The following is a 25,712-nucleotide window of genomic DNA, read 5'->3' on the forward strand; positions in this document are numbered from 1 at the left end:
CCAGCGTGCACGGCGGGCGGGCTCAGGCGGTTCCGGTCGCGCCACTGTCTGCGCACCCCATAACAGTTTGCATTCAAGTCGATCCATCGAGTTGAACGCAAACTGCCATAAAACGAGAAAAACTCTAAATCACCAGCCCTTGGATCGGGCGCAAGTCCGCCGTGCCGGGGAATACCTTTTCTGCCAGTACCGGCCCGGACAGGCCGAACAGATCGGCGACCACGCCCTTGGCAACTGCCCTGATGTCGGTCGTCGGTTTCAGGTCGCGCTTTTCGTAGAGTTGCTCCGGCCTCAGGCCCGGCCAGTCGGCGAGCATCCTGCCGCCCCGCACGGCTCCGCCCACGAGGAAGGCGACCGTGCCCGTGCCATGATCCGTGCCGACCGTGCCGTTGACCTGCGCGGTGCGGCCGAACTCCGTCGCCACCATCACCACGCTGTCCTTCCACACCGGCGCCAGTCCCCGTTCCAGAACCGCGAGCGCGCCGTCGAGGCCGCCGAGCAGGTTGGCGAGCCGCCCCTTCGCGCCGCCTTCGTTGGCATGTGTATCCCAGCCCTCGAAAGCCAGCGCCGCGATGCGCGGCCCGTCGTCTGCGCCGACCAGTCCGGCAGCGCCTTCGGCGATGCGCCGCATGCCGTCCGCCGTGTCCGGACCGCCGCCGCCCTTCTTGTCGCCCTGCATGCCGCGCCGGCTCGCGATGCGCTCCGTTTCGAGCGCTTCGGCGAGCACCCGCGCCAGCGCCGGATCGCGCTGGCCGTAGAGGTCTCCGAGGCGCGCTAGCAGGTCGTCTCCCGCCCGCGCCATGCGCGGCGGCGCCCATCCCAGCACCGGCGCGGCGCCGCGCACGACGAGCGGCGGCACCACGCCGACGCCCAGCACGCCGGCGCGGGACACGGCCTCGCCTGCTGGCAGGCTGGCGATCATGCGGTTCAGCCAGCCGCTTTCCGTCCGCCCCGGGCCGTTCTGCCCGCTTTCGAGCACATCCTGCCCGTCGAAATGCGAGCGCTCGCGATAGCCGGTCGCGGCCGCGTGGACGATCAGCGCGTCGCCGGCGGCATAAAGCCTCGCCAGATTCGGCATGGCGGGATGCAGATAGAAGAAGCCGTCGAGCGGGAGCGCCGCCTCGGCGCCGTCCTTGGCGAGGGCGATGCCTTCCCGCAGCCCGGCGTAAGCGGGATCGCCGATCGGCGGCACGGCGGAGAGCCCGTCGAGCGCGCCACGCAGGATCACCAGCAGGAAGCGTGCATCGCGGCTGCCGGCCGAAGCATAGGCGAATTTCGGCATGAAGGACCAGGCGAAGAGCGCTCCGGCCGCGCCCAGTACGGCGCGGCGCGAGGGCGTCATCCGTTCGCAATCGTCATCGCGATCATCATGATGGGCCATCGGTTCATCTCCGTTGGAATTCGGGCGACATCAGCAGCAGCGCCAGCGCCTGCGGTTTGCTTTCGGCGCGCGCGACAGCCTGCCGCGTTTCGGGCGTCAGCAGCGGCCCCAGTATTTCCTCGCTCAACTGCCGCGGATCGGCGATGCCGCCCGCCGCCTGCTGCCCCAGCCTTGCCGCCACGTCGATGCGCGTCTTCAGTCCCTGTGGCGACGCCCACGCGGCGTTGGTGTCGGGATAGCCGTTCGGGCCCGGGGGCTGCCAGACGGGCTGGCCCATGACGCCGAGCGTGCCGAGGACCTGCCCGGCGTCGGGCTCGCGCCCGAGAGCGCGGAAAGCGGCGATCAGAAACTCCTGCGGCGAGCGGATCTTGGCCGGTTCCGCACTCCACACCGCATCGCTCTCCACCAGCGCGCGCGAAACCACGGCGAGATCGCCCTCGCTGCGCCGGAACGCCGCCGCGATGTCGTCGACGAGTGCGGCGGGCGGCTCGTCCGCGACGAAGTGCCGGACGAGCTTGGTCGCCACGAACCGCGCCGTTGCCGGATGCCGCGCGAGATCGGCGAGCGCCGCCACTCCCTGGGCCTTGTCGGGCTGGTCGTAAAGCTTGCCGAGCAGTTGTTGCGCGCCGGGCTCGTGTATCCGCGGATTGAAGGCGAAGACGCCGGGCGTGCCCAGCGCACCATTTCTGGGCGCCACCATCCAGCCCGTGATGATCCGCGCCAGGCTGGTGACGTCGGCCTGCGTATAGCCGCCGCCGACGCCGAGAGTGTGCAGTTCGAGAATCTCGCGCCCGAGGTTCTCGTTGAGCCCTCGCCCGCGCCGGTTGCCGGCCGGCGAGTTGGGGCCGGTCGACAGCTGGTTGTCGAGGTATTCGAGCATCGCCGGGTGGCTTTCGGCGGCGAGCAGCATATCCGCGAAACGGCCGAAGACATGCGGCCTGATCGCCTCGCGCTCGAAAGCGCCGGCCATGATCCGCGTGGTGGTGTTCTTGTTGACGGCGACGCAGAAATGGTTGGACCAGAATTGCACCAGACGCTCGCCAAAGCCGGCGGGCGCTTCGAGCGCGAGTCGGGTGCGCGCCATCACCTCATCGCGATAGATCCGCGTGGGCAGCGGCGGCTCGGCGGGCGGTCTGGGCGTCGCCGCGCCGCCGTCCGCTCCGGCGCCGGGCGTCGCCGGCACGTTGGCCTGCGCCACACGCGGCGCCTCGCGGGCTTTCTTTTCCGCATCCGCGAAGGCATAGAACGCCGTGCTGATGTCCGCCGTGCCGACATAGGCGATGCCCGCCGGGCGGGCTATGGAATCGGCACGGATTTCGTTCAGGATCAGGTCTCGGGCGCCGTCGAGCAAGGCTTCCGCCTGCCCGATTTTCACGCCGAGGCCAAAACGTTGCAGCCCAACGGCATTCGCGTGCCGTTGCGATCGACTCGCCATGCGTCATCTCCAGCGATATCGACAGGGCCTACAGTAAAACGGAAAAGTATGGCCAAAAGCGGACGGCCGCCGATCGCCGGTTCCGGCATGCGCGCGCTGGAGCGCGTTTCGACCAGAATTCGCTCGAAATAAGGAAACGAGAATCTGTCCTGTTTCAACGTAAACAGGACAGATTCTAGAGAAAAGGCCGGGGAACGCCCCGGCCCGTCCGTCAAGCGTTGGCCCGCAGGCGTTTGATCAGGATCGGCACGAAGAACACCAGCACCGCGATGCAGAGCAATGTTGCGGACAGCGGCGTGGAAACCAGCACGACCGGGTTGCCCTGCCCCGCCGCCAGCGCCGTGCGCAACTGCACCTCGGCCATGGGCCCCAGGATCAGCCCGATCAGCACGGGCGCTATGGGAAAATCGTAGACGCGCATGACATAGCCCATCAACCCGACGATCACCATGCACACGAGATCGATCACCGATCCCGACACACCCCAGATGCCGATGGTGGCGAACACGAGAATGCCGGCGTAAAGCTGCGGCCGGGGAATGGCGAGCAGCTTCACCCAGATGCCGACAAGCGGCAGGTTCAGCACCAGCAGCATGACGTTGCCGACATAGAGCGACGCGATCAGGCCCCAGACGAGTTCCGGATTGGACGTGAACAGGAACGGCCCCGGCTGCAGGCCATAGTTCTGGAAGGCCGCCAGCAGCACGGCAGCGGTAGCCGACGTGGGCAGGCCCAGCGTCAGCAGCGGAATCAGGATTCCGGCTGCCGCTGCGTTGTTCGCGGCCTCGGGTCCGGCGACACCCTCGATGGCGCCGCGGCCGAACTCCTTGTGGCGCGCCAGTTTCCGTTCCAGCGTGTAGGACAGCATGGTCGGGATCTCGGAACCGCTGCCCGGCAGCGCCCCCATGGGAAAGCCGATCAGGGTGCCGCGCAGCCAGGGCTTCCACGATCTCTTCCAGTCCTCCTTCGTCATCCATATCTGCCCTTTGATGGGCAGGGTGCTTTCCGACGTGCCGCGATAGCGGCTGGAGACGTACAGAATTTCGCCAACGGCAAACAGCGAGACGAGCACCACGGTGAGTTCGATGCCGTTGAGCAGTTCCTCCACGCCGAACGTCAGGCGCGGCTGGCCGCTCATGGCATCGATCCCCACGAGCCCCAGCGCCAGCCCGATGAACAGCGAGATGAAGCCGCGCACTCGCGAGGCCCCCATCACCACCGCGACCGAGGTGAACGCCAGAACGGTGAGGGCGAAATAGTCGGAGGGGCGGAAGTAGAACGCAAGCTCCGCCACCGCCGGCGCGGCGAAGGTCAGCACGATGGTGGCGATCGTGCCCGCCACGAACGAACCGATGGCAGCGGTAGCGAGCGCGGCAGCGCCACGGCCCGCCCGCGCCATCTTGTTCCCTTCGAGCGCCGTCATCATGGAGCCGGCCTCGCCGGGCGTATTGATGAGGATCGACGTGGTCGAACCGCCATACATCGCGCCGTAAAGCACGCCGGCGAACATGATGAACGCCGATGTCGGCGCCAGCGAGATCGTGACGGGCAGCAGCAGGGCGATGGTGAGCGCCGGCCCGATCCCTGGCAGGATTCCGATTGCGGTGCCGAGGGCGGAGCCGAACAGCGCCCACAGCAGGTTGGCGGGTTGCAGGGCGACCCCGAACCCGCTCAGCAACAGAGAGAACGTGTCCATTCAGATCCCCGCGACGGGCAGGAAATCGCCCAGTTGCAGCCCCAGCCGGCTGAAGAGGAGCCACGCCAGCGTGCCGAGCACGGCCCCCGACACGAGATCGAGCCCGATCCGGCGCGAGCCGAAGGAGCGCGCCACCAGAGCGAACGACAGCATCGCCGTCAGCGGCAGGCCGAGCGTTTCGATGGTGAGCGCCGGCACGCATGCGGCGGCCAGCGCGGTTACGAACGCGGCCGGATCGGCCTTCTCCGACCCGGAAGCGTCCTCGGCATCCTGGGCCTCGAAAGTTTCGCCGCGCGCGATCTGCACCGTGAGCAGCAGTCCTAGTATCACGAGCGCCGCGCCGACGGCGGTGACGAACAGCCCAGGCCCGATGCCCGCGTGACGGGCGCCTTGCGGAAGCTGATATCCGCCGTAAAGGCACACGAGGCCAAGTGCGATGACGGCGGCACCAAGCCACCACGGGCGCGCGGAGGATGTCTCCCGCGCCCGTGCCGCTTCTCCCTCGCGGGACAATTCTTCACTGGGCAAGGCCGGCTTCCTTCAGGATCTTGCCGATCCGCTCGCTTTCGGCGGCAATGAAGGTGCCGAACTGCTGGCCCGGCAGGAAGAAAGCGTCCCACCCCTGCTTTTCGAGCACGCCCTTCCAGGCGGGAGTCTCGCTCAGCTTGGTGAAGCGGTCCACCCACGCGGCATAGTTGTCCTCCGGCATGCCCGGCGCGCCGAGAATGCCGCGCCAGTTGGCGATCTCGACATCGAAGCCTGCTTCCTTGAAAGTGGGCACTTCCAGCCCCTTAACGCGCTCGGCGGAGGTGATGGCGAGGATGCGGACGCGCCCCTGCTCGGCGAACTGGGCGAATTCGGAGATGCCGGAGAAGCCCGCCGTCAGCGTGCCGTTGACGATGCCCGTGACCGTCTCGGCGCCGCTCGTCTGCGGAATGTAGTTCAGCTCGGCAACGGGCACGCCGGCGCTCTGCGCCAGCAACGCAAGCGCGATGTGGTCGACGCCGCCGGCGGAGCCGCCGCCGACCGCCGTTCCGCCCGGGTTGCTCTTCAGTGCCGCCACCAGATCCTGAAGGGTCTTGTGGGGCGAGTTCTGGGCCACCGCGATGACGAGATATTCGGCCGTCAGGCGGGCAACGGGCCGGAACTTGGCAAGGTCGATCGGCGAGTTGTTCAGCACGATCGAGCCCACCGTGATCGCACCGAAAACGGCGAGGGCATCGGGTTTGCCGGCCTGCTGCCGCTGAAATTCCGCAAGGCCGATCGTGCCCCCGGCCCCACCCTTGTTGGTGAAGTTGACGCCGCCCTTGTAAAGACCGGCGGCATTCAACGCCTGAAAGGCCTGCCGGCCGGTGGCGTCCCAGCCGCCGCCGGGGTTGGCCGGCAGCATGACATTCACCTGTGCCTGCGCGCTTGAAATGAAAGCGGCGGCCATAATCGCCAGCGGCAACAGAAACGACTTCAATCTCATGTCACGTCTCCTCCCGCGCCTCGCCCTGCGGATTTCCGGATATCGGTCCCGGTTCAACGACCGCAGCGTACGGCGCATGATGAATCTGCACGACGCTCACGTCGCAGACTCGACGGCAAATTACGTTCACGCCTGTTGAGGAAAGTCAACGACGCAAGGCGCTGCTACATTGCAACGAATCCAGGTTCGTGGCCGCGCGGGCTTATCCGTACCAGCACAGGCCTTTCGGCAGTCGCGAGAACCCGACGGCCCGCAGGACGAGCGCAACGGGCGCGGCGGAGACGGGCTGATCGTCCACAGTCTCGATCGTGAAGCTCGCGGTTCTCGCGCGCTTGAGCGTGGCCGCAAGAGCCGCGCCTGTGGCGACAAGCGTATCGGGCGTCGCCGGATCGCCGACATCGGCGTAGGTAAGGAGGTGGCGCCCGCCCGGCGCGAGCCAGAGCACGAGGCGCCCGTCGCGGATGACGACGAGCCCGCCGGCACGCCGGGTGGGCCGCATGCCGGAGGCATGGGCCGGCCACGGCAGCGTCGCGCCGAAAGGGTTGGCCGGATCGGCGGCGGACAGCGCGACGGCGGGCGAAGCGGCAGGACACGCCTCGGCCAGTTCACGGAGCCGGTCGATGGCGGCGTGATCGGCGAACTGGGCCGCGCCGAGCCCCTCGACGAAACGCCCGCGCAACACCCGCCCGGCATCTTCCATGCTGCGGAACACGCGCTGGAGCGCGGGAAATCCGCCGGGAACCTCCTCTGAAACCGCGGCGCCACGGGTGACGACGCCATACCGGTCGAGAAGCCCCTCGACGAGAGCGAGAGCGCGCGCCGTGTCGCTGATCGGCTCGCGATGCAGCAGCGACCACCGGCCGGCCAGCGTGGGGTCGCTGAGGGTCGCGACGCCAGCCCCATCGACTGCCCCGGCGAGAATGGAGGTGTGGAAGCCGCCGCGCCGGTGCACGGTGCGGGTTCTGCGGGAGCGGTGCGATGCGTGGAAGCCGGTGAGCGCGCGCATCGTAGACCAGGTATCGGTGGTGACGCAGCCGGCCCACACCAGCCCCCATAATGCGCCGTGCAGATCGGAGGCCGTCATCTCACCCGCGCCCCCTGCACTGGCGAGGCGCGCCCGGGCCAGATCGGCGATCTGGCGGACGAAATAGGCGCCGCCATCGGCGAGCACTATGAGGATCGCCCGTTGCAGCGGCGTCAGGCGCGCCGCCGTATCGGGATCGGGGCCGGCCGGCAAGGTTTCGGCGGCCAGCTCGCGCAGGTGCAGGGCGACCAGCCCGTCCTCGTCGCCGAGCCGCCCGTGGCCGGACCAGAACACCTCTCCCGTGGCGATAAGTTCGTCGAGCATGCCGGGCGAATAGTCGCGCACGCGGGCGGGCAGGATGTGACGCTCCCACAGCGACGCGGGCAGCGGCAGGCCGGCGAGCTGCTCGGCGACACGGGCGACGCCGTCGCTGCCCTGCAAGGCCGCCACGGCCGGCATGCCGGCATCGGGCGCCGCATGGCCCGCGGCCTCGATGAACACGTTCTGCCGCTCCAGAAGCTGGCGGACGTAGGCGGACTGGCCCACCGGGCGCGTGGCCTCGCGGGCGGCCTGCAGGGAGCGGATGCGCAGGCGGCGGAACACCTCCTCCCACACCCATTCATGCCGCGCCAGCGGACTGTGCTGCATCCCGGCGCCGTCGCTCTGCCGCGCTGCGCCGAAGCTGCCGCGCAGCACCCGGCCCTGCTCCCGCAGCCGGTCCAGCGCCTCGTCGGCGACCGAGACGCCAAGCCCGAACCGGGCAGCCGCCTGCCCGGTGGTGAACGGTGTGTGCGTGCGCGCATATCGGGCGATCAGGTCGCGCAGCGGGTCTGCGACAGGTTCCAGAAACGCGGCGGGAATGCCGGCAGGCAGGCGCACCCCGAGCGCATCGCGCAGCCGCGCGGCGTCCTCGACCGCCGCCCATTGCTCCTCCGCGCCGATGCGCACGCGGATCGCCCGGCGCGCCGCTTCGAGCGCCGCCAGATGCTCCTCCCCCGCGCCTTCCGGCACCATACGGGCAACGACCTCGGCGGCGGACAGCGGCCCGAGTTCGCGCAGCAGATCGGCCACGCCCTCGACACCGGCCACGCGCCGCTCGGGGGCGATGCGCTGCAACTCGGCCTCGACCTGTTCGACGACGGTGGGGTCGAGAAGCTCACCCAGATCGACCTGCCCGAGCAGATCGCCGAGCAGCCCGCTGTCCAGAGACAGCAGGGACGCGCGCCGCTCGGCCAGCGGCGCGTCGCCTTCGTACATGAATTCGTCGACATAGCCGAACAGCAGGCTCGCCGCGAAGGGAGACGGCGTCTCGGTGGTGACCTCGACGAGACGCACCGCCCCGGCGGCGAGGCGCCGCATCAGGGCGTCGAGGGCCGGCAGGTCGTAGACGTCCTGCAGGCATTCGCGCGCGGTTTCGACGAGAATCGGAAAATCGGGATGATCGCGCGCCACGTCGAGCAGTTGGCCCGCGCGGAGCCGCTGCTGCCACAGCGGCGAACGGCGGCCCGGATTGCGGCGCGGCAGCAGCAGGGCGCGCGCCGCGCATTCCCGGAACCGGGCCGCGAAGAGCGCCGAGGTGCCCACCGCGTCGGTGACGAGCCGCTGCATGCCATCCGCGTTGAACGTGAACAGCTCCGCGCCGGGCACCCGGCCGTCGGTATCCGGCAAGCGGGCGATGATCCCGTCGTCGCCCGCCACCACGGACGCATCCACGCCGAACCGCTGACGGACGCGGTCGGAAATCGCCAGCGCCCAGGGGGCATGCACACGCCGCCCGTAGGGCGAGTGCAGCAGCAGCCGCCAGTCACCGACTTCATCCCGGCAGCGTTCGACCACCAGCGTGCGGTCGGTGGGCAGCGCGCCGGTCGCATCGCGCTGCTCGCCGACGAGGCCGAGCAGATTCGCGATCGCGTTGCCCTCCAGTCCGGCCCCATGCAGGCGCGCCTCGATCCGGGGGCTCGGCCCGGCGCCCTCACTGGCGGCATCGGCGTCGATATCGCGCAGGAAGGCGCCGATCGTCTCGCCCAGTTCGGCGGGACGGCCCGGCCCGTCTCCGCGCCAGAACGGCAGCCGCGCCGACCGGCCGGGCGCCGGCGTGACCACGACCTGATCGTTGGTGATCTGCAGGATGCGCCATGACGTCGCCCCGAGGGTGATCACCTCGTTCACGCGCGACTCGTAGACCATTTCCTCGTCGAGTTCGCCCACGCGGCGGGAGCCTGCCTGTTCCTCGCCCTCCGGCAGCACGACGCTGAACGCACCCCTGTCGGGGATCGTGCCACCGCTCGTCACCGCCAGATGCTGCGCGCCCGGGCGGGCGGTGAGCACGCCGCTCTCCCGATCCCAGACCAGCCGGGGGCGAAACCCCGCGAACTCGTCGGACGAATACCTGCCCGCGAGCATGTCAAGGGTTGCGTCAAAGACGCTGCGCGGCAGTTCGCGGAACGGCTCCGCCCGCCGCACAGTCGCATACCAGTCGTCGACGCCGGCCGGGTCCATGGCGACCGCGGCGACGGTCTGCTGCGCGAGCACGTCAAGCGGATTGCGCGGCGGGCTGATCGCCTCGATGTTCCCGGCCAGCATGCTTTCAACCGTGACGGCAGCATCCACCAGATCGCGGCGGGTGCGCGGATAGATCAGCCCCGCCGACGTGCCGCCCACCTGATGGCCGGCACGGCCCACCCGTTGCAGCGCGCTCGCCACCGACGGCGGCGCGGCGACCTGAATCACCAGCTCCACCAGCCCCATGTCGATGCCGAGTTCGAGGCTGGAGGTGGCGACGACGCAGCGTAGCTCGCCGGACTTCAGCGCCCGTTCGATATCGGCCCGCTGTTCCTTGGAGACCGAGCCATGATGCGAACGCGCGATCAGGGCCGGCACGCCGGTCGTGCGCCCGCTGGTGCCGCCGGACGACGACACGTATTGCATGGCCTGCTCTCCCCCGCCGGCGGCCGCGTCGGCGAACCGTTCCGCGTAAAGCTCGTTCAGCCGCGCCGTCAGTTTTTCCGCCAGGCCGCGGGAGTTGGCGAACACGATGGTCGAGCGCGCGGCGAGAACCCGGTCGAGAATGCTGGCCTCGACGTGCGGCCAGATCGAGCCGACCTGTGCCGGGCCGTCGGCGGCTTCCGGCTGGTTGCCGGCGTGCGCCGGCAGGTCCGTCATATCCTCCACCGGCACCACGATCCGCACGTCGAGCCGCCGCTCCGATGGCGGGTTCACCACTGTCACCGGCCGCGCGCCGCCGAGGAAGCTCGCGACCCGGTCCACCGGGCGCACCGTCGCCGACAGGCCGACCCGCTGCGCAGGCTGCGGCAGCAGCAGGTCCAGACGCTCCAGACTCAGCGCCAGATGCGAGCCGCGCTTGGTGCCGGCAACGGCGTGGACCTCGTCGACGATCACCGTGCGGACGCCGCGCAACGTCTCGCGCGCTTTCGACGTCAGCATCAGGTAGAGCGATTCCGGCGTCGTGATCAGGATGTCCGGCGGCCGCCGCGCCAGGCTCGCGCGTTCGGAGACGGGCGTATCGCCCGTGCGCATGCCCACCGTCACCTCGACCTCCGGATCGCCCCGGCGCTTGCGCTGCGCGCCGACCCCGTGCAGCGGGACGCGCAGGTTACGCTGGATGTCGGCGCCCAGCGCCTTGATCGGCGAGATGTAGAGCACCCGCGTCTGCGTCTTCGGTGCATGGTGCTGCGCGCTCGCGGCGGCGTCCCGCGTCCGCTCGTCGAACAGCCGGTCGATCGCATGCAGGAAGGCCGCCAGCGTCTTGCCCGAACCCGTGGGCGCGATGACCAGGGCGCACTCGCCCGCGCCTATGGCCGCCCACGCGGCCTGCTGAACCGCTGTCGGCGACTCGAACGCCGAGGCGAACCATGCGCGCGTGGCCGGGGTGAACCCCGCGAGCGGATCCGTGACGGGTTTCACCGGCACGGACGGCGCGGCGCCAGCATCCTCAACCAAGTTCGACCTCCTCCACGGAAGACGCGACGCGCCGGCTCCCTGCCGCGCGCAACATCCCGGCGAAATATGGTCTATAACATTTCCGGAAAAAACAGCGATTTCCTGCCGATAATCGCGCCCGCAGCCACAAACACGCGCTCACCGGCGCCGTGCGGCGTCTGCGGATGCCCGGGCGAAGGCGTCATGGTGCATGGGCGCGAACCGGGACGGAACCTCCGAAGCGGTCGATGCGGAAGTCCTCCATGGGCGTCGTGGTGGCGCCCGTCGCGATCAGCTCCGCCATCACGTCCCCGACCCCCGGCCCGATCTGGAAGCCGTGGCCGCAGAAGCCGAAGGCGTAGAACAGGCCGGGGATTTTCGCGCTGCGGCCCATGACGGGCAGGTCGTCGGCCATGTAGCCCTCGACCCCGGACCACGTCCGGATGAGGCGCGCGTGTTTCAGCGCCGGCACCAGACGCAGGATCTGGCGGAACTGCGCCTGAACGCCGGCTGGATCATATTTCGCCCGCTGCTCGTCCAGCGCGGCATTACGGCGCGCGATACCGCCAAAGATGATGTTCCCGCGCGGGATCTGGCGCAGATAGGCCACCTCCCCCGGCACCTTCGTGGAAACGCCGACGACGGGATGCACGAAATAGGGCAACGGCTCGGTCACGCCCATCTGCGGCCCCGCCACGTCCAGCGGCACGGGCTCGCCCATGGCCGCCGCGAAGCCGCCGCCCCACGCGCCACCCGCGATCAACACGATCGGCGCGCGGTAGTCACCCGATGCGGTCGCGACGGTGAAGTCCTCACCCGTCCTGTCGATCGACAGAACCTCGCAGTTCTCGACGATCGTGGCACCGTCGCGCCGGGCAGCACGGGCGAAAGCCGGCGCGACGAGGCGGGGATTGGCGTGGCCGTCGTGCGGCGACCACGAGCCCGCCACCGCCTCCGGCCCGATGAAGGGAAACCGCTCGCGGATGGCGTTGCGCCCGAGTATGTGCAGTTCGAGCCCGTACTCCGCCGCATCGCGTTGGTATTTCTCGACGACAGCCAGCTGCTCGTCCGCCCAGAGGAAGCGCACATGACCCACGGGCATGAATTCCACGTCCGCGCCGGTCAATTCCGGGATCCGGCCCCAGATCGCGCGCGAGCGGTTGGCAAGCGGCAACTGGCGGAGGTAGCGGCCCTGCCTTCGCACATTGCCGAAGTTCGTTCCGCTGGCTTGCTGCCCGACGAGGAAACGCTCCAGCAAGATCACGCCGACGCCGCGCTGGCGCAGAAAAAACGCCGCCGACGTTCCGACGATGCCGCCGCCGACGATGACCACATCAGCCTGTCCGGACACGTTACGCATGGCTGCCTCCGTCGGTCACCGCGATCGGTAGCGGCTTCACCGGCGCCTGCCCGCGCAGGCGGCCCGCCTTTTCCACCGGCAGGCGGCACGCGGCGGCCACGATCTCCTGGCTGGCGAGGCCGCAGAACCGGCCCTGGCAGCGCCCCATGCCAACGCGCGAGAATGCCTTGGCCCTGTTGACCTCGGGCGCCTCCAGCGCCGTGACGGCGGCGCGCAATTCACCAGCGGTGATCGCCTCGCAGCGGCAGACGAGCGTCTCGTCCGGAATGGCAGCCACCTTGTCGTGCGGCCACGGAAAGGCCCGCGCGACGCCGCGGGCGAACCGGACATGGCGCTCCATATCCCGCAGCAACCGGCGCGTCCGATCTTCCGGCTGCGGGCGTCCGAGATCGGCCAGCACGGCCTGCGCCGCGAGCTTGCCCGAGGTTTCGGCGCCGTCTGCCCCGAGAACGCGGACGCCGTCACCGGCGAGATAAACGTTCGCCACCGAGCTGCGCCCCATGGCATCTATTGCCGGCAGCCACTGGCGCACCGCCGGGTCGAACGCGAAGACGCAGCCTGCAAGGTCGGCAAGCTGGCTCTCGGCCCGCAGATGGAAGCCGATGCCGACGGCGGTACATTCTACATGGAACGTCCGGCCCGCCGCGTCCGCGTAGCGCACACCGGTGACGCCCGCCTCGCCACCCGTCACCTCGCGCGGCGTGATGCCCCTCACCACCCGCACGCCGCCGGCCCGCAGGGCGGCGATCAGACGGGCGCCCTTGACGAGTTGCCCCGGACGCGCCGCCATCAGGGCGAGACCGCGCAGCTGCCGGTGGAACGGGGTCGTGTCGAGAACGGCAACGGGCGCGTTCCCCGCCTTCATGTACTGACAGGCGACCAGATAAAGCAGCGGCCCGGTCCCCATGAATACGACCTTTTCGCCGATGGCGCAGGCCTGCGCCTTCAGCGCGATCTGCGACGCGCCCAGGGAATAGCAGCCGGGCCGCGTCCAGCCAGGGATCGGCATCATGCGGTCCGTGGCGCCGGGCGCGAGCACCAGCGCATCGTAAGGCAGGGCCTCCGCCGTCATTCCGCTCTGCACATGCAGCCGCCCGTCCTTCACGGCCCAGGCAAGCGTTTCCGGCCGGTAATCGATCCTGTGCCGCAGGGCGTCGAAACACGTGTGCAGGGCGCGTGCCTTCCTCGCCTCCGTGCCGTAAAGCTGTTCGTAGCTGCGGGTGAAGTTCTCGGGCTGGCGGCGATAGATCTGGCCGCCGCTGCGGCTGGCTTCGTCGATCACCGTCGGCACCAGGCCCGCCTCGACGAGGGCCGCCGCCGCACGGATGCCGGCGGGGCCGGCACCAACCACGATTACGCGGGGATCGGCCATATTCCCTCCGGCACGTGCGTGCGAATATCCATTCCCTCGGCTACCGAAGTCGAGCAAGCCCGCAGACGCTCACCCGCGCCGGTCCACACCCAGCAATCCTGGCAGGCGCCCATCATGCAGAAGCCGGCGCGCGGGCCATCGCCAAATTCGGACATGCGGGCGAAGCCGCGCGACAGCATGAGCGCGGTCAGGAGCACGTCGCCTTCCAGCGCCCGAACCGCCTCGCCATCAACCGTCAGCACCACGGCCCGCCGCTCTTTCTCGGCGAGCCTCCTGAACCTTGCCTGCATTGGCGATCCCCTTCCGGTGGGCGCGATTCATCCGTTCCCGCATCCCGTTCAGGCGAGAATCCCACGTCGGCTGGAAGCTTTCCAATCGCAAATGATGCCTTGAAGGAAACCTTTGGTTATGGAAACCATGTTCCGTCAGGAGATGGTCACCATGAACGCCCGCCAACTCGAAATCTTTCGCGCGATCATGCGTGACGGCTCGGTCACCGCCGCGGCAAACTCGCTCGCCATATCCCAGCCGGCGGTGAGCAAGGTTCTGCATCATCTGGAAAATCAGCTCGGTTACCGGCTTTTCGAGCGGATCGGCGGCCGGCTCGTGCCGACGATGGAGGCCCATCTCATCTACGAGGACGCCGACCGGGTGTTCCGCGAGCTGGAGGTGCTCAAGAACCTCACGCGCACCATCGGCGAGCGGAAGATCGGCCTGTTGCGAATCGGCGCAAGCCTGCCCGTCACCTATTCCGTGCTGCCACACGCCCTGACGAGCTTCCGGCGCGATCATCCCACGGTGAAAATCCACCTGCATGCGCTGCCGAAGAAGGAAATCGCCGAGCAACTGGTAATCGGCGACATCGATCTCGCCGTCACACTGTCCACCATCCAGGCACCGACCGTCAGGAGCGAAATCCTCGCGGGCGTGCCCGCCATGGTGCTGATGCGCCACGACGATCCTCTCGCCGACAGGGAAAGGATCACACCAGCCGATCTGGTCGGGCGGCCGCTGATCTCCTACGGCAACCACGCGGACATCGGCCCGGCGATCGAGCAGGCGTTCAGGCAGCACGGGGTCGAGCGCGAGCTGTCGATCCAGATTTCGTCATCGGTCGGCGCCATTCCGCTCGTGTCCGGCGGCCTTGGCGTCGCGCTCGTCGACGGGCTGGTCAAATGGAGTTCCTTCGAGGGGCTCGTCGCGCGCCCGTTCTCCCCCACGGTGGTGATGGATGTGGCCATTTCCACGAATGCCGCCAGGCCGAAATCGCGTTTCTTCCAGCCCCTCCTGAACGCCATCCGCGAGCTTCTGTGACAGGCGCGGCCGTCACAACGCGGTCTTGCGGCTTTCGTCGATATAGATTTCCCGCAGGCGCAACGCCACCGGCCCGGGCTTGCCCGTGCCGACCGCCGTGCCGTCGATCTCGACCACCGGCGTCACGAAACCGGTCGCGGACGTGATGAAAGCCTCGTCCGCCGCCTGCGCCTCGGCAACGGTGAATTGGCGTTCCTCGACCTCCATCTGCGCCTCCCGGGCGAAGCGCAACAGCGAGGCGCGGGTAATGCCGTGCAGGATGTCGTTGCCGAGCGGCCGGGTGACGATCCGACCCTTCCTGACGATATAGGCGTTGTTCGATGTGCCTTCGGTCACGAAGCCGTCCTCCACCAGCCAGCCGTCGTCGGCGCCCGCCCGTTTGGCGAGCATCTTGGCCTGCGCCTGGTAGATGAGCTGCACCGTCTTGATGTCGCGCCGCTGCCACCGCAGATCGGGCAGGGTCACGATCCGCAGGCCGGCCGCCGCCGCGGGCGAGTCCACGATGCCGGGCCGGTTCGTCGCGAACGCGACCACCGTCGGCGGAATCTCCGCGGGCGGATACTCGAAGGCGCGCTCCCCGGTGTTGCCGCGCGTGACCTCGACATAGACGCTGCCTTCGGTGACCGCATTCCGTGCGACGAGTTCGCGGTGCAGCGCCAGCCACTCGTCATAGCCATGCGGATTGACGATATCGAGTTCAGCAAGCGAGCGGTCGAGCCGGGCGAGATGCGCCGGAAAATCGATCAGCTTGCCGTCCACGACCGCCGTAAGTTCATAGATCGCGTCGGCCATCAGGAAACCCCGGTCGAATACCGATATTTTCGCCTCTTCGGCGGGCAGATATTCCCCGTTCACGTAAACGATGCCAGTCACGCGCCTCTCCCTTCAGGATTCCCGCCGGGAATCACGGCAGCCGATGCCACCGGCCGTCCCGGGGCGGGATGGAGGTCCCCGCCGGCGGGAATGTCAAGGGCCGCCGCGCTGCGTGCTATGTATCCGAGAATCCGAACGGCGCATCTGTGCGGCGGTAGTCGTCCGGCAGGATCTGGCGGCCGATGGGCGGTTCCGAGCGGGACGTGCAGGACGTTCGGTGGCATAGACGGCAGGTGATGCCGATGGGCGTCGGCGTCACCGGCTGCGGGTGGCCGCGGCTGTAGACCAGCCGCTCGGCATGGTTGGCCTCGCACACCAGCGCGATGGCGCGCTCGACACTCGCCACACCGAAGGCACCGCCGCCGGAGCTGACAGTGCGCGCGATCGAGAAAAAGCGTTGCCCGTCGGGCAATTCGAGCCATTGGGTGACGACCTTGCGCGGCGTGGCGAACACCTGATGCACGCTCCACAGCGGACAGCCGCCGCCGTGGCGCGCGAACGGAAAGGTGCCGCTGTTCAGCCGTTTGGACACGTTTCCGGCGGCGTCGACGCGGATGAAGAAAAACGGCACGCGCTCATGGCCGGGCTTCTGCAGCGTGGTCAGGCGATGGGCCGTTTGCTCGAAACTGGTGCCGAACTGGCGCGACAGGGCCTCGATGTCGTAGCGGCGGTGCTCGACCGCACGGGCGAATGCCGCATAGGGCATGATGATGGCCGCCGCACAATAGGCCGCCAGCGCCCGGCGCGCCAGACGCTGGGCGTTGTCCGTCTCGAAATGGCCTTCCTGCGCCGCATCGCGCATTTCCTGATCGAATTCGAGATAAGCGAGCTGCTGGGCGAGCTGGAAATTCTGGCTCGCGGCGTCCAGCGTGTCGTCGAGCAGCACGTCCTTCCGGTGCCAGTCCAGACGCCTGAAGGAGCCCGTCATCACCTCCGGCGGCATGCGCCGCACGCGCAGGCCGTGCCGCTCCTTGAAGAAGTTCGCGAGCCCGCCGTCCTCGGCGATTCTCGTCGCCAGCTTTTCGGCAGCGGCGTCGAGAACGGGAAAGCAGTTGCGCCGTGCCGACAGAAAGCTGCGAACCGCGGCAACCGGGTCCGCCGACACGCCGATGCCGTCGCTGGAGCCGTCCTGCCGGCGGTCGGCGAGCGCGAACTGCTCCTCCTTGTACGCGGTATGGAGCCGCAGCATCGCCTCGGCGACGCCGGGAAAACTGTGCACGAGGTCTGCGATTTCCATCGACGGCAGATCGATGTCCGTGAAGATCGGATCGCGCATGACCGCCTGCAGGCGCGCGATCAGATCCGGCCCGGTCTCATCGCCGAAGTCGGAAAAATCGACCTTGTACGCCTTCGCGAGACGCAGGAGAGTCTCGGCCGTGACCGGCCGCTGATTGCGCTCCATGAGCGCGATATAGGACGGCGAGATATCGAGATCCGCCGCCATGTTGGCCTGTGTGAGCCCAAGGTCGCGACGCAGGCGGCGCAGACGGGGCCCCAGATAGACACCATGCTTCTCCATATTTGCATTACAACATTACATCCAGAATTTGTAAAGTTTGACAACGTGACACGTTCCCCTCTCGGCAGCGCGCATCGGCCGCGGTAATGTTTGTCTCAGCCGCAACAAATGATGTTGGTAAGGGAAAATGTCGTACCAAAGCGCTATCAATGATGCTGAAAAGCTTATCCAGTCCAACGAAAGCTGGACGGGCGTGACGCCCGAGGCCGTTGCACGGATGCGCCTGCAGAACCGCTTCCAGACGGGCCTCGATATTGCCCGCTATACTGCCGCGATCGTCCGCAAGGACATGGCCGCCTATGACCGCGACCCGGCCAAGTACACGCAGTCGCTCGGCTGCTGGCACGGCTTCATCGGCCAGCAGAAGCTGATCGCGATCAAGAAGCACTTCGGCACGACCGAGCGCCGTTACCTGTATCTGTCGGGCTGGATGGTCGCCGCTCTGCGCTCCGAGTTCGGGCCGCTTCCGGATCAGTCCATGCATGAGAAGACCAGCGTGCCGGCGCTGATCGAGGAACTCTACACGTTCCTGCGCCAGGCCGACGCGCGTGAACTCGGACTGATCTTCCGCGAGATCGACAAGGCCCGCGAGGCCGGTGACGCCGCGCGCGAGCGCGAGCTGATCCAGCAGGTCGAAACCCATCAGACCCACGTCGTGCCGATCATCGCCGACATCGACGCCGGCTTCGGCAACGCCGAGGCGACCTATCTGCTCGCGAAGAAGATGATCGAGGCGGGCGCCTGCGCCCTGCAGATCGAAAACCAGGTCTCGGACGAGAAGCAGTGCGGCCATCAGGACGGCAAGGTGACGGTGCCGCATGAGGACTTCGTGGCGAAGATCCGCGCGCTGCGCTATGCGTTCCTCGAACTCGGTGTCGAAGACGGCATCATCGTCGCGCGCACCGACTCGCTCGGCGCGGGCCTCACCAAGCAGATCGCGTTCAGCGCCCGCGAGGGCGACATCGGCGACCAGTACAACTCGTTCCTGGACGTGGAGGAGGTGCCCGAGGGCCAGCACATCAACGGCGAAGTGCTGATCACCCGCGGCAGCAAGGTGTTCCGGCCGAAGCGTCTTCGCTCGAACCTGTTCCAGTTCCGTGAGGGCACCGGCGCCGACCGCGTCGTCCTGGACTGCATCAACTCGCTGCAGAACGGCGCCGACCTTCTCTGGATCGAAACCGAGAAGCCGCACGTCGAGCAGATCGCGAGCATGGTGGACCGGATTCGCGAGGTCGTCCCGAACGCGAAGCTCGTGTACAACAACTCGCCTTCGTTCAACTGGACGCTAAGCTTCCGCCAGCAGGTGTTCGACACCTGGAAGGAAGCGGGCAAGGACGTCTCGGCCTACGACCGCGCGAAGCTGATGAGCGCGGACTACGACAGCAGCGAGCTGGCCGCCGAGGCGGACGAAAAGATCCGGACGTTCCAGCGCGATGCCGCTCTGCGCTCCGGCATCTTCCACCACCTCATCACGCTGCCGACCTATCACACGGCCGCGTTGTCCACCGACAATCTCGCGAAGGAGTACTTCGGCGAGCAGGGCATGCTCGGCTACGTCGCGAATGTCCAGCGCAACGAAATCCGTCAGGGTATCGCCTGCGTGAAGCACCAGAACATGGCGGGTTCCGACATCGGCGACGATCACAAGGAGTACTTCTCCGGTGAAGCCGCACTGAAGGCGGGCGGCCAGCACAACACCATGAACCAGTTCGCTGCCTGATACACGGCAAGCGCCACAAACCATACGGTGGACGCGATGGCGCCCACCCATCCTAACCCGGAGGGAGAGAAGAGATGTCTGAGCATCAGGAACACCAGGAAGAAGACAAGCTGCACCCCATTCAACAACCGCAGCGCTCGCGCGCCGTTTTCTCGCAGGAAGATTTCGACCTGATCCGCACGGCGATCGCGCATTACCTGCAAGAAATCCGGGATAATCCGGAAGCGTCCAAGGAAGCGTCCAAGTACTCCAACCTTTACCACCGCCTCGGCCGCGTCGGCTGATACGCCGTCCGGCCGGACGGAACGGGTGCACGGCATGATCCGGTTCGACCAAAGCGGATCATGCCTCCCGGAATACGCTTAAAGGGGGGCGACAGGGCGGCGGCCGGGAAAACAATCTCCCGGCCGCCGCTCTCTTGATCGCCCGTGCGCGCCATCAGTAGAGGACAACGGACCTGATCGACTTGCCCTCGTGCATGAGGTCGAAGGCCGTATTGATTTCCTCAAGCGGCATGGTGTGGGTGATCAGGTCATCGATGTTGATCTTGCCGTCCATGTACCAGTCGACGATCTTCGGCACGTCAGTGCGCCCCCGCGCGCCGCCGAACGCCGTGCCTTTCCAGACCCGGCCGGTGACGAGCTGGAACGGCCGGGTCGATATCTCCTTGCCGGCCTCGGCCACACCGATGATAATCGATTCACCCCAGCCGCGGTGGCAGCATTCGAGCGCCTGCCGCATGACGTTGACGTTGCCGGTTGCGTCGAAGGAATAGTCCGCGCCGCCGTCGGTGACATCGAGAATGGCCTGCACCACCTTGTCGTTGCCGACTTCCGTGGGGTTGATGAAGTCCGTCATGCCGAACTTGCGGGCCATCTCCGCCTTGGCGGGGTTGATATCCACGCCGACGATCCTGTCCGCGCCAACCATGCGCGCGCCCTGGATGACGTTGAGGCCGATGCCGCCGAGCCCGAAGACCACGACATTGGAGCCGGGCCGCACCTTCGCCGTGTAGATCACGGCGCCGATGCCCGTCGTCACGCCGCAGCCGATGTAGCAAATCTTGTCGAAGGGCGCGTCCTCGCGTACCTTCGCCACCGCGATCTCCGGCAGGACGGTGAAGTTCGAGAACGTCGAGCAGCCCATGTAGTGGAAGACCTCGCCGCCATCGCAGGCAAAGCGCGTGGTCCTGTCCGGCATCAGGCCCTGGCCCTGCGTGGCGCGGATGGCGGTACAGAGATTGGAACGCTGCGACAGGCAAGTCTTGCACTGACGGCATTCGGGCGTATAGAGCGGGATGACGTGGTCGCCCACCTTCACGGAGGTGACACCCTCGCTCACCTCGCGCACGATGCCCGCACCCTCGTGGCCGAGAATCGCGGGGAATTTGCCCTCGGAGTCGAGCCCCGAGAGCGTGTAGGCATCGGTATGGCAAATGCCGGTGGCCATGATCTCGACCAGCACCTCACCGGCCTTGGGGCCTCCGATCTCGACGGTTTCGATACTGAGCGGCTTCTTGGCCTCCCAGGCAACGGCTGCGCGTGATTTCACGTCGGTATTCCTTCTCGATGCGATGGTATCGGGAGCGCAACGGCCTTGGTGGTATCGCCGCCCCGCTTCATTTCTTCGTTGGTGCACAAGCTTTTCCGGAAGGCGGAAGCCGCCTGCCGGGAGCGGGCGTTGACGCGGTTACTTCAGATACGTGCGCAAGAGCCGCATGATCTCATCGATCTCCGCATCCCGCTCCGGAACGGCACTGCCGGCCACCTGCGCCTGCCCGAACGTCTCCCGCAAATGGCTGTCCAGAACCTCGGCCATCAACCCGGTCGTCGCGCCGCGCAGCGCCGCGATCTGCTGCAATAGCGGGCCGCATTCCGTGCCGGCCTCCACCGCCCGTTCCAAAGCCTCGGCCTGCCCCCTGATCCGGCGCAGGCGCCTTATGGCGCGTTTCTTGTCTTCAAGCGAATGTGGCATATCGGCTCCTGACATTCAGGACCATATATACTCCACCGGGGTATTTCAACATCTCTTCCGAAGCGCCGTTCCGACCCGTGGAAGGCCAACTGGCATGAGCCGGCCGTTCAGGTTGTGGCATCGTAAGATACCGGTCCGCGCGGCCGGAAGTCGGTTTCGCGGCGCGGGCATCCGGCTCACCTCACCGCCGGTCCCGCTCCCATGTATCGGCGAGGGATGCCAACAGGGTGCGCATGTGCGCTGGCGTCCCTATCCGCCCGGCGGCCAGCGTCCGTGCATTGCCGTCGCCGATCCTGATCGCCCGTCCGCCATGCGCGATGGCGGCCGCGAACATGTCCTCGTCCGTCAGGTCGTCGCCGACAGCGAGCGGCTGCCTGCCGGCAAATGGCGCGCCGCGCATGAAGGATTTCAGCGCCTCACCCTTGTCCGCCGCCGCGGGTTTCAACTCCACCAGCATCTTGCCGCTTTGCAGACTCCACCGGGGGCCGGCGCGCACGGCGGCCTCCCGCATCAGGGCTTCGACGCTGTCGCGGTGGTGCGGCGCGAGGCGGTAATGAACGGCGACGGCCACGCCCTTGTCCTCGACGATCACGCCGGGCAGGCTGGCGGCGCCGGCGTGCAGCGCAGCCTTGGCCTGCAGAAACGCGGGGGACGGTTCGATTGCGATCGTCCGCCCGCCGGGCAGGCGCAGCTCTGCCCCATGCAGACCGGCGAGCGGAAAGCAGTGCGGATGGAACAGTCGATCCACGAAGCCGATGCCGCGCCCGGTCACCAGCGCCAAGGCGCCTCCGAGGCCCGTCATGACCACGGCGAGGCTTGCGGCCAGCCCGGCAGGCGCTTCCACCGCGTCCGGTGTCGGGGCGATATCGACAAGCGTGCCGTCAATATCGAGGAACAGCGCCCATTTCTCGGGATTTGCCGCCAGCGCGCCGAACGAGGATGGCGAAAACGCCTCCCCGCCCCTTTCGCCGTTGCCGTTCATTTGCACGTCGAAACCGCGACCGGAAGGGTGCGAACCGTCTTGCGCGTCTCGGCGGGACGTGGCGTTTTCTGATTGGCCCGCCGGTTGCCGACAGAGATGACGTCGAGGTTTCCGATTGCCGGCAGCGCGGGCGTTCCGGCGGCCGGCACCCCGCCTTCGGACGGGAGCACGATGGTCTGACCCGCGCCGGGATTCTCCAGATCGCCCAGAAAACGCCCGCCCCATTGCGATATGTCTGTCTCGCCGACCCCGGCCCACATGGTCGTCCATCGGTTGATGCGCTCTTCAAGCGGCATCTTGAGCGCCTGATCGATGGCTTTCGCCGTGCCGTCCAGATCGTAGGGATTGACCAGCAGCGCGCCTTTCAGCACCGTGGCGGCGCCGGCAAAGCGCGAGAGCACGAGCACGCCGGGGTCGGCGGGGTCCTGTGCCGCGACGAATTCCTTCGCGACCAGATTCATGCCGTCGCGCAGCGGCGTGACGAGCCCCACCTTCGCCAGCCTGTAGAGGCCGGCGAGTTCCGCGCGCGTGTGCGTGCGGTTGATATAGCGGATCGGCGTCCACGAGGCCTTGCCGTAAAGGCCGTTGATGCGCCCTGCGGTCTCCCCGAGGGCACGCTGCATGGCCGCATATTCCGGAATATCGGCGCGGCTGCGGGGCGTGATCTGCAGGAAGGTCACCTTGTCCAGATATCCCGGATAGGTTTCCAGCAACCGCTGGAAGGCGTCGAGACGCTGGGTCAGCCCTTTCGAGTAATCGAGCCTGTCGACGCCGAGCAGCATCAGGCGCCCGGAAAAGCTTTCCTCGACATCGCGGACGAAGCGGCTTCTGGAGGCGCGCACGGCCGCCCGCGCGAAGCCCGCCCGGTCTATCCCGACCGGATAGACACCGACCTGCAGGGTGTTACTTCCCACGGTATAGCTGACATGGTCCTGCGTGGTGGCATGCGCCTCGGTCACCAGATAGTCGCCGAAATTCGCCGCATCCCGCCGGGTCTGGAAACCCACCAGATCGCAGGCGGTCAGCGCATGCGCGATTTCGGCATGGTTCGGCAGCGCCAGAAAGACATCCACCGAGGGCCAGGGAATGTGCTGGAAATATCCGATCCTGTTCGACACGCCCCGCGCCCGCAGCGCCTCGGCGAGCGGGATGAGGTGGTAATCGTGGATCCAGATCACGTCGTCGGGCGCGATATGCGGCAGCAGCAGGTCCGCGAAATAACCGTTCACACGCCGGTATCCGTTCAGATCCTTGCGTGCGAATTCCGTCAGATCGAGGCGGTAGTGCAGCAGTGGCCACAGCGCGCGGTTGGCGAAGCCGCTGTAATACTCGGCGTAGTCATCTTCGGAGAGGTCGCACAGGGCGTAGGTGACGTCACCGTGCGTGGACAGGGTTGCTTCCTGCTGCTCGGGCCCGATCCTGCCGCTCCAGCCGAACCACATGCCGCGCCGTTTCGCGAGTACGTCATTGAGAGCGACAGCCAATCCGCCGGCGGACTGGCTCTTGCGATTGGGCACCGTCACCCGGTTGGATACGATAATCAGCTTCACAGCCCCCTCCTGGTCCGTCTCCTGAGCATCAAACCAGAAAACGGTCTGATTCCGTCGGAACGTCTGGCGCTCTGGAATCCGTCCTGCCTACGTTGAAACAGGACGGATTCCGGGTTCCTTATTTCGAGCGAATTCTGATCGATCGGATGATTTCATCTGATCGGAACGCGCTCTAGAAGGCATCCTCCCATTTCCGCGACAGCGAGAGTGCCGCGTGAATCAGACCCACCATCGAATAGGTCTGCGGGAAGTTGCCCCAGAGTTCTCCGGTTTCCGTATGTATGCCCTCCGACAGCAAGCCGAGACTGTTGCGCCGTCCGAGCAGATCGTTGAACAAGGCGCGCGCCTCTCCTTCCCTGCCGATCTTGGCCAGGGCCTCGATGTACCAGAGCGTGCAGATCGTGAATGCCGTCTCCGGAACACCGAAATCGTCCTCGCCCGCGTAACGGAAAAGGTGCGATCCACGTTTCAACCGCTGCCCGATGGTTTCGACAGTGGAGCGGAAACGCGGGTCATCCGCGCGCAACAGCCCGATGTCGGCGAGCAGCAGCAGGCTCGCGTCGACATCGTGCCCCTCGAAGCGTGAAACGAAGCTTGACAGCTCATTGTTCCATGCGCGCGCAAAAATTTCTTCGCGGATGGCATCCGCCTGCTCGCGCCAGTAGGTGGCCCGGTCCGTGAGGTCCAGCTTGAGCGCGATGCGCGCCAGCCTGTCGCACGCCGCCCAGCACATGGCGGCGGAATGGGTGTGAACATAGGCGAGCGCGCGAAATTCCCACAGCCCTGCGTCCGGCGTGTTCCACACCGCCACCGCCTTGTGGCCGAGCGCTTCGAGCCGTTCGAACAGGGCCCTGTCGCCGCGCCGCTCAAGGCGCTCGTCGAAAAAGCACTGGGCGATGGCGAGAATGACGGAGCCGTAGCCGTCGTTCTGGCGCTGGTTATAGGCGGCATTGCCCCGACGCACCGGCCCGTAGCCTCTGTAACCGGGCAGTTCCCCGACGATTTCCTCCGTGATATGAGCCTCGAACTGCAGTCCGAACAGCGGCTGCAGTTCGCGCTCGCCGTTGCGCGTCACGACGTTGGTGACGTAGCTGATGTAGTCTTCCATCGTCAGTGTCGCGCCCAGCCGGTTGAGCGCGCGGACGGTAAAGAAGGAATCGCGCAGCCAGCAATAGCGGTAGTCCCACGTGCGGCCCGACGCGCCGAATTCCGGGATCGAGGTCGTGAGCGCGGCAGCGATGCCTCCGGTCTCCTCGAAAGCACAAAGACGCAGGGTGATCGCGGCGCGGATGACGACATCCTGCCATTCGAAGGGAACGGCGAGATAGCGCACCCAGTCACGCCAGTAGCGGGCGGTTTCGTCATGGAAATTCCCACCGATGAGGCCAGGCGCCTCCGTTGGGATCTCGTCCTGGCCCAGAACGCAAGTGAGCGTGCGCTCCAGAACGAAGGGCACCTCCTTGACGACGAGGCCGGGGGCCGCATCCGTGGTCAGACGCAGCACCTGATCGCCGACGATGTAACGGATATGGTTGGAGCCCCGGGTGATCTCGGCCGGCACGCGGCCATAATCCCCGGAAGGGCGGATGCGCAGCGTGATGCGGGGTGTGCCCGCCAGCGGCTCGATCCGGCGCACCAGCATCGCCGGACGGAAGATGCGGCCATACCGCTTGAAACGGGGTGCGAAATCGGTGACGCGCACGCGCGAGCCGTCGGCGGCTTCGAGCACGGTTTCGAGGATCGCCGTGTTGGGGGTATAGGCCCGGTGGCTGGCGGAGAAACCCTCCAGCACGATTTCAAACGCGCCGCCGCCATGCGGGGTCTTGCCGATGAGCGAGTGGAAGACGGGATCGCCGTCGAGCTGCGGATAGCACATCCACACGATGCTGGCCCGGTCGTCGACGAGGGCTGCGATCGTGCTGTTGCCAATAACGCCCAGATCAAGATTACCTGTTGTACAAGCTTCTCTGTCCACACTCACGGTCTACTCCTCACCACGGGGTTCCGCTTTTAGATTATGTCACCCTTTCACGGAAGCGATGATATGATCTTAAATTCTGATTTCATGCTAAGTCTTAGCTATCAAACGCCTCCATTTGATC

The 25,712-nt window shown here is 67.1% G+C and carries 19 protein-coding genes; 3 read left to right on the forward strand and 16 right to left on the reverse strand.

Going from position 1 to position 25,712, the window contains the following annotated elements; genetic code table 11:
* Nucleotides 1–124: 124 nt before the first annotated feature.
* From FHS82_RS17730 to FHS82_RS17770, 9 genes are all read right to left on the reverse strand, one after another.
* A complete protein-coding gene (locus tag FHS82_RS17730) occupies nt 125–1,381 on the reverse strand; it encodes a DUF1501 domain-containing protein (protein WP_246225416.1) in 1,257 nt (418 codons plus the stop codon).
* A gap of 4 nt (nt 1,382–1,385) precedes the next feature.
* Entirely contained in the window at nt 1,386–2,816 is a 1,431-nt protein-coding gene (locus FHS82_RS17735; RefSeq protein WP_166955373.1) for a DUF1800 domain-containing protein, read from the reverse strand.
* 211 nt (nt 2,817–3,027) lie between these two features.
* The gene (locus FHS82_RS17740; RefSeq protein ID WP_166955375.1) at nt 3,028–4,512 is read right to left on the reverse strand and encodes a tripartite tricarboxylate transporter permease; all 1,485 of its coding nucleotides are present in this window, start codon (nt 4,510–4,512) and stop codon (nt 3,028–3,030) included.
* Complete coding sequence (locus tag FHS82_RS17745; RefSeq protein WP_246225417.1) at nt 4,513–5,040, reverse strand: tripartite tricarboxylate transporter TctB family protein; 528 nt, start codon at nt 5,038–5,040, stop codon at nt 4,513–4,515.
* Complete coding sequence (locus FHS82_RS17750) at nt 5,030–5,983, reverse strand: Bug family tripartite tricarboxylate transporter substrate binding protein (protein WP_166955377.1); 954 nt, start codon at nt 5,981–5,983, stop codon at nt 5,030–5,032. The genes FHS82_RS17745 and FHS82_RS17750 overlap by 11 nt, the downstream gene beginning before the upstream one ends.
* 202 nt (nt 5,984–6,185) lie before the next feature.
* The gene (locus FHS82_RS17755; protein ID WP_208394317.1) at nt 6,186–10,967 is read right to left on the reverse strand and encodes an ATP-dependent helicase; all 4,782 of its coding nucleotides are present in this window, start codon (nt 10,965–10,967) and stop codon (nt 6,186–6,188) included.
* A 181-nt stretch (nt 10,968–11,148) separates the two neighbouring features.
* Nucleotides 11,149–12,306 (reverse strand): NAD(P)/FAD-dependent oxidoreductase, encoded by a 1,158-nt coding sequence (locus FHS82_RS17760; protein ID WP_166955379.1) that lies wholly within the window; start codon nt 12,304–12,306, stop codon nt 11,149–11,151.
* Complete coding sequence (locus FHS82_RS17765; protein ID WP_166955381.1) at nt 12,299–13,678, reverse strand: FAD/NAD(P)-dependent oxidoreductase; 1,380 nt, start codon at nt 13,676–13,678, stop codon at nt 12,299–12,301. The genes FHS82_RS17760 and FHS82_RS17765 overlap by 8 nt, the downstream gene beginning before the upstream one ends.
* Nucleotides 13,660–13,968, reverse strand: a complete 309-nt coding sequence (locus FHS82_RS17770) for a (2Fe-2S)-binding protein (RefSeq protein ID WP_166955383.1) — start codon at nt 13,966–13,968, stop codon at nt 13,660–13,662. Before FHS82_RS17770 ends, FHS82_RS17765 begins: the two co-directional genes overlap by 19 nt.
* A gap of 118 nt (nt 13,969–14,086) precedes the next feature.
* Between FHS82_RS17770 and FHS82_RS17775 the strand changes: the two genes are divergently transcribed.
* Nucleotides 14,087–14,992, forward strand: a complete 906-nt coding sequence (locus FHS82_RS17775) for a LysR family transcriptional regulator (protein WP_246225418.1) — start codon at nt 14,087–14,089, stop codon at nt 14,990–14,992.
* Nucleotides 14,993–15,004: 12 nt separating this feature from the next.
* On the opposite strand, the gene FHS82_RS17780 is transcribed toward FHS82_RS17775, so the two are convergent.
* Both FHS82_RS17780 and FHS82_RS17785 read right to left on the reverse strand, forming a co-directional pair.
* The gene (locus FHS82_RS17780) at nt 15,005–15,865 is read right to left on the reverse strand and encodes a D-amino-acid transaminase (protein ID WP_166955385.1); all 861 of its coding nucleotides are present in this window, start codon (nt 15,863–15,865) and stop codon (nt 15,005–15,007) included.
* A gap of 115 nt (nt 15,866–15,980) precedes the next feature.
* Nucleotides 15,981–17,384: a helix-turn-helix domain-containing protein gene (locus FHS82_RS17785; protein ID WP_166955387.1), complete on the reverse strand. Its 1,404-nt coding sequence runs from the start codon at nt 17,382–17,384 to the stop codon at nt 15,981–15,983.
* Between the two features lie 127 nt (nt 17,385–17,511).
* Here FHS82_RS17785 and FHS82_RS17790 point away from each other — a divergent pair, with 127 nt between their 5' ends.
* Together FHS82_RS17790 and FHS82_RS17795 are read left to right on the forward strand one after the other, a co-directional pair.
* Complete coding sequence (locus FHS82_RS17790; protein WP_166955389.1) at nt 17,512–19,104, forward strand: isocitrate lyase; 1,593 nt, start codon at nt 17,512–17,514, stop codon at nt 19,102–19,104.
* 74 nt (nt 19,105–19,178) lie between these two features.
* Entirely contained in the window at nt 19,179–19,388 is a 210-nt protein-coding gene (locus FHS82_RS17795) for a hypothetical protein (RefSeq protein WP_166955391.1), read from the forward strand.
* A gap of 154 nt (nt 19,389–19,542) precedes the next feature.
* Here FHS82_RS17795 and FHS82_RS17800 read toward each other — a convergent pair whose 3' ends face one another.
* The 5 genes from FHS82_RS17800 to FHS82_RS17820 form a co-directional block, all read right to left on the reverse strand.
* Nucleotides 19,543–20,655 (reverse strand): S-(hydroxymethyl)glutathione dehydrogenase/class III alcohol dehydrogenase, encoded by a 1,113-nt coding sequence (locus FHS82_RS17800; RefSeq protein WP_166955393.1) that lies wholly within the window; start codon nt 20,653–20,655, stop codon nt 19,543–19,545.
* 138 nt (nt 20,656–20,793) lie between these two features.
* Entirely contained in the window at nt 20,794–21,078 is a 285-nt protein-coding gene (locus FHS82_RS17805) for a metal/formaldehyde-sensitive transcriptional repressor (RefSeq protein ID WP_166955395.1), read from the reverse strand.
* Nucleotides 21,079–21,259: 181 nt separating this feature from the next.
* Nucleotides 21,260–22,060 carry a trehalose-phosphatase gene (gene otsB / locus FHS82_RS17810; protein WP_166955397.1) on the reverse strand — a complete coding sequence of 267 codons (801 nt, stop codon included), beginning with the start codon at nt 22,058–22,060 and terminating at the stop codon, nt 21,260–21,262.
* On the reverse strand, nt 22,057–23,610 hold the full coding sequence (locus FHS82_RS17815; protein ID WP_166955399.1) for a trehalose-6-phosphate synthase: 1,554 nt from the start codon (nt 23,608–23,610) through the stop codon (nt 22,057–22,059). Before FHS82_RS17815 ends, otsB begins: the two co-directional genes overlap by 4 nt.
* Before the next feature lie 172 nt (nt 23,611–23,782).
* On the reverse strand, nt 23,783–25,591 hold the full coding sequence (locus FHS82_RS17820; RefSeq protein ID WP_343042614.1) for a glycoside hydrolase family 15 protein: 1,809 nt from the start codon (nt 25,589–25,591) through the stop codon (nt 23,783–23,785).
* Nucleotides 25,592–25,712 lie beyond the last annotated feature (121 nt).

The organism is Pseudochelatococcus lubricantis (genome assembly GCF_011762225.1).
Taxonomy (GTDB): Bacteria; Pseudomonadota; Alphaproteobacteria; order Rhizobiales; family Beijerinckiaceae; genus Pseudochelatococcus; species Pseudochelatococcus lubricantis.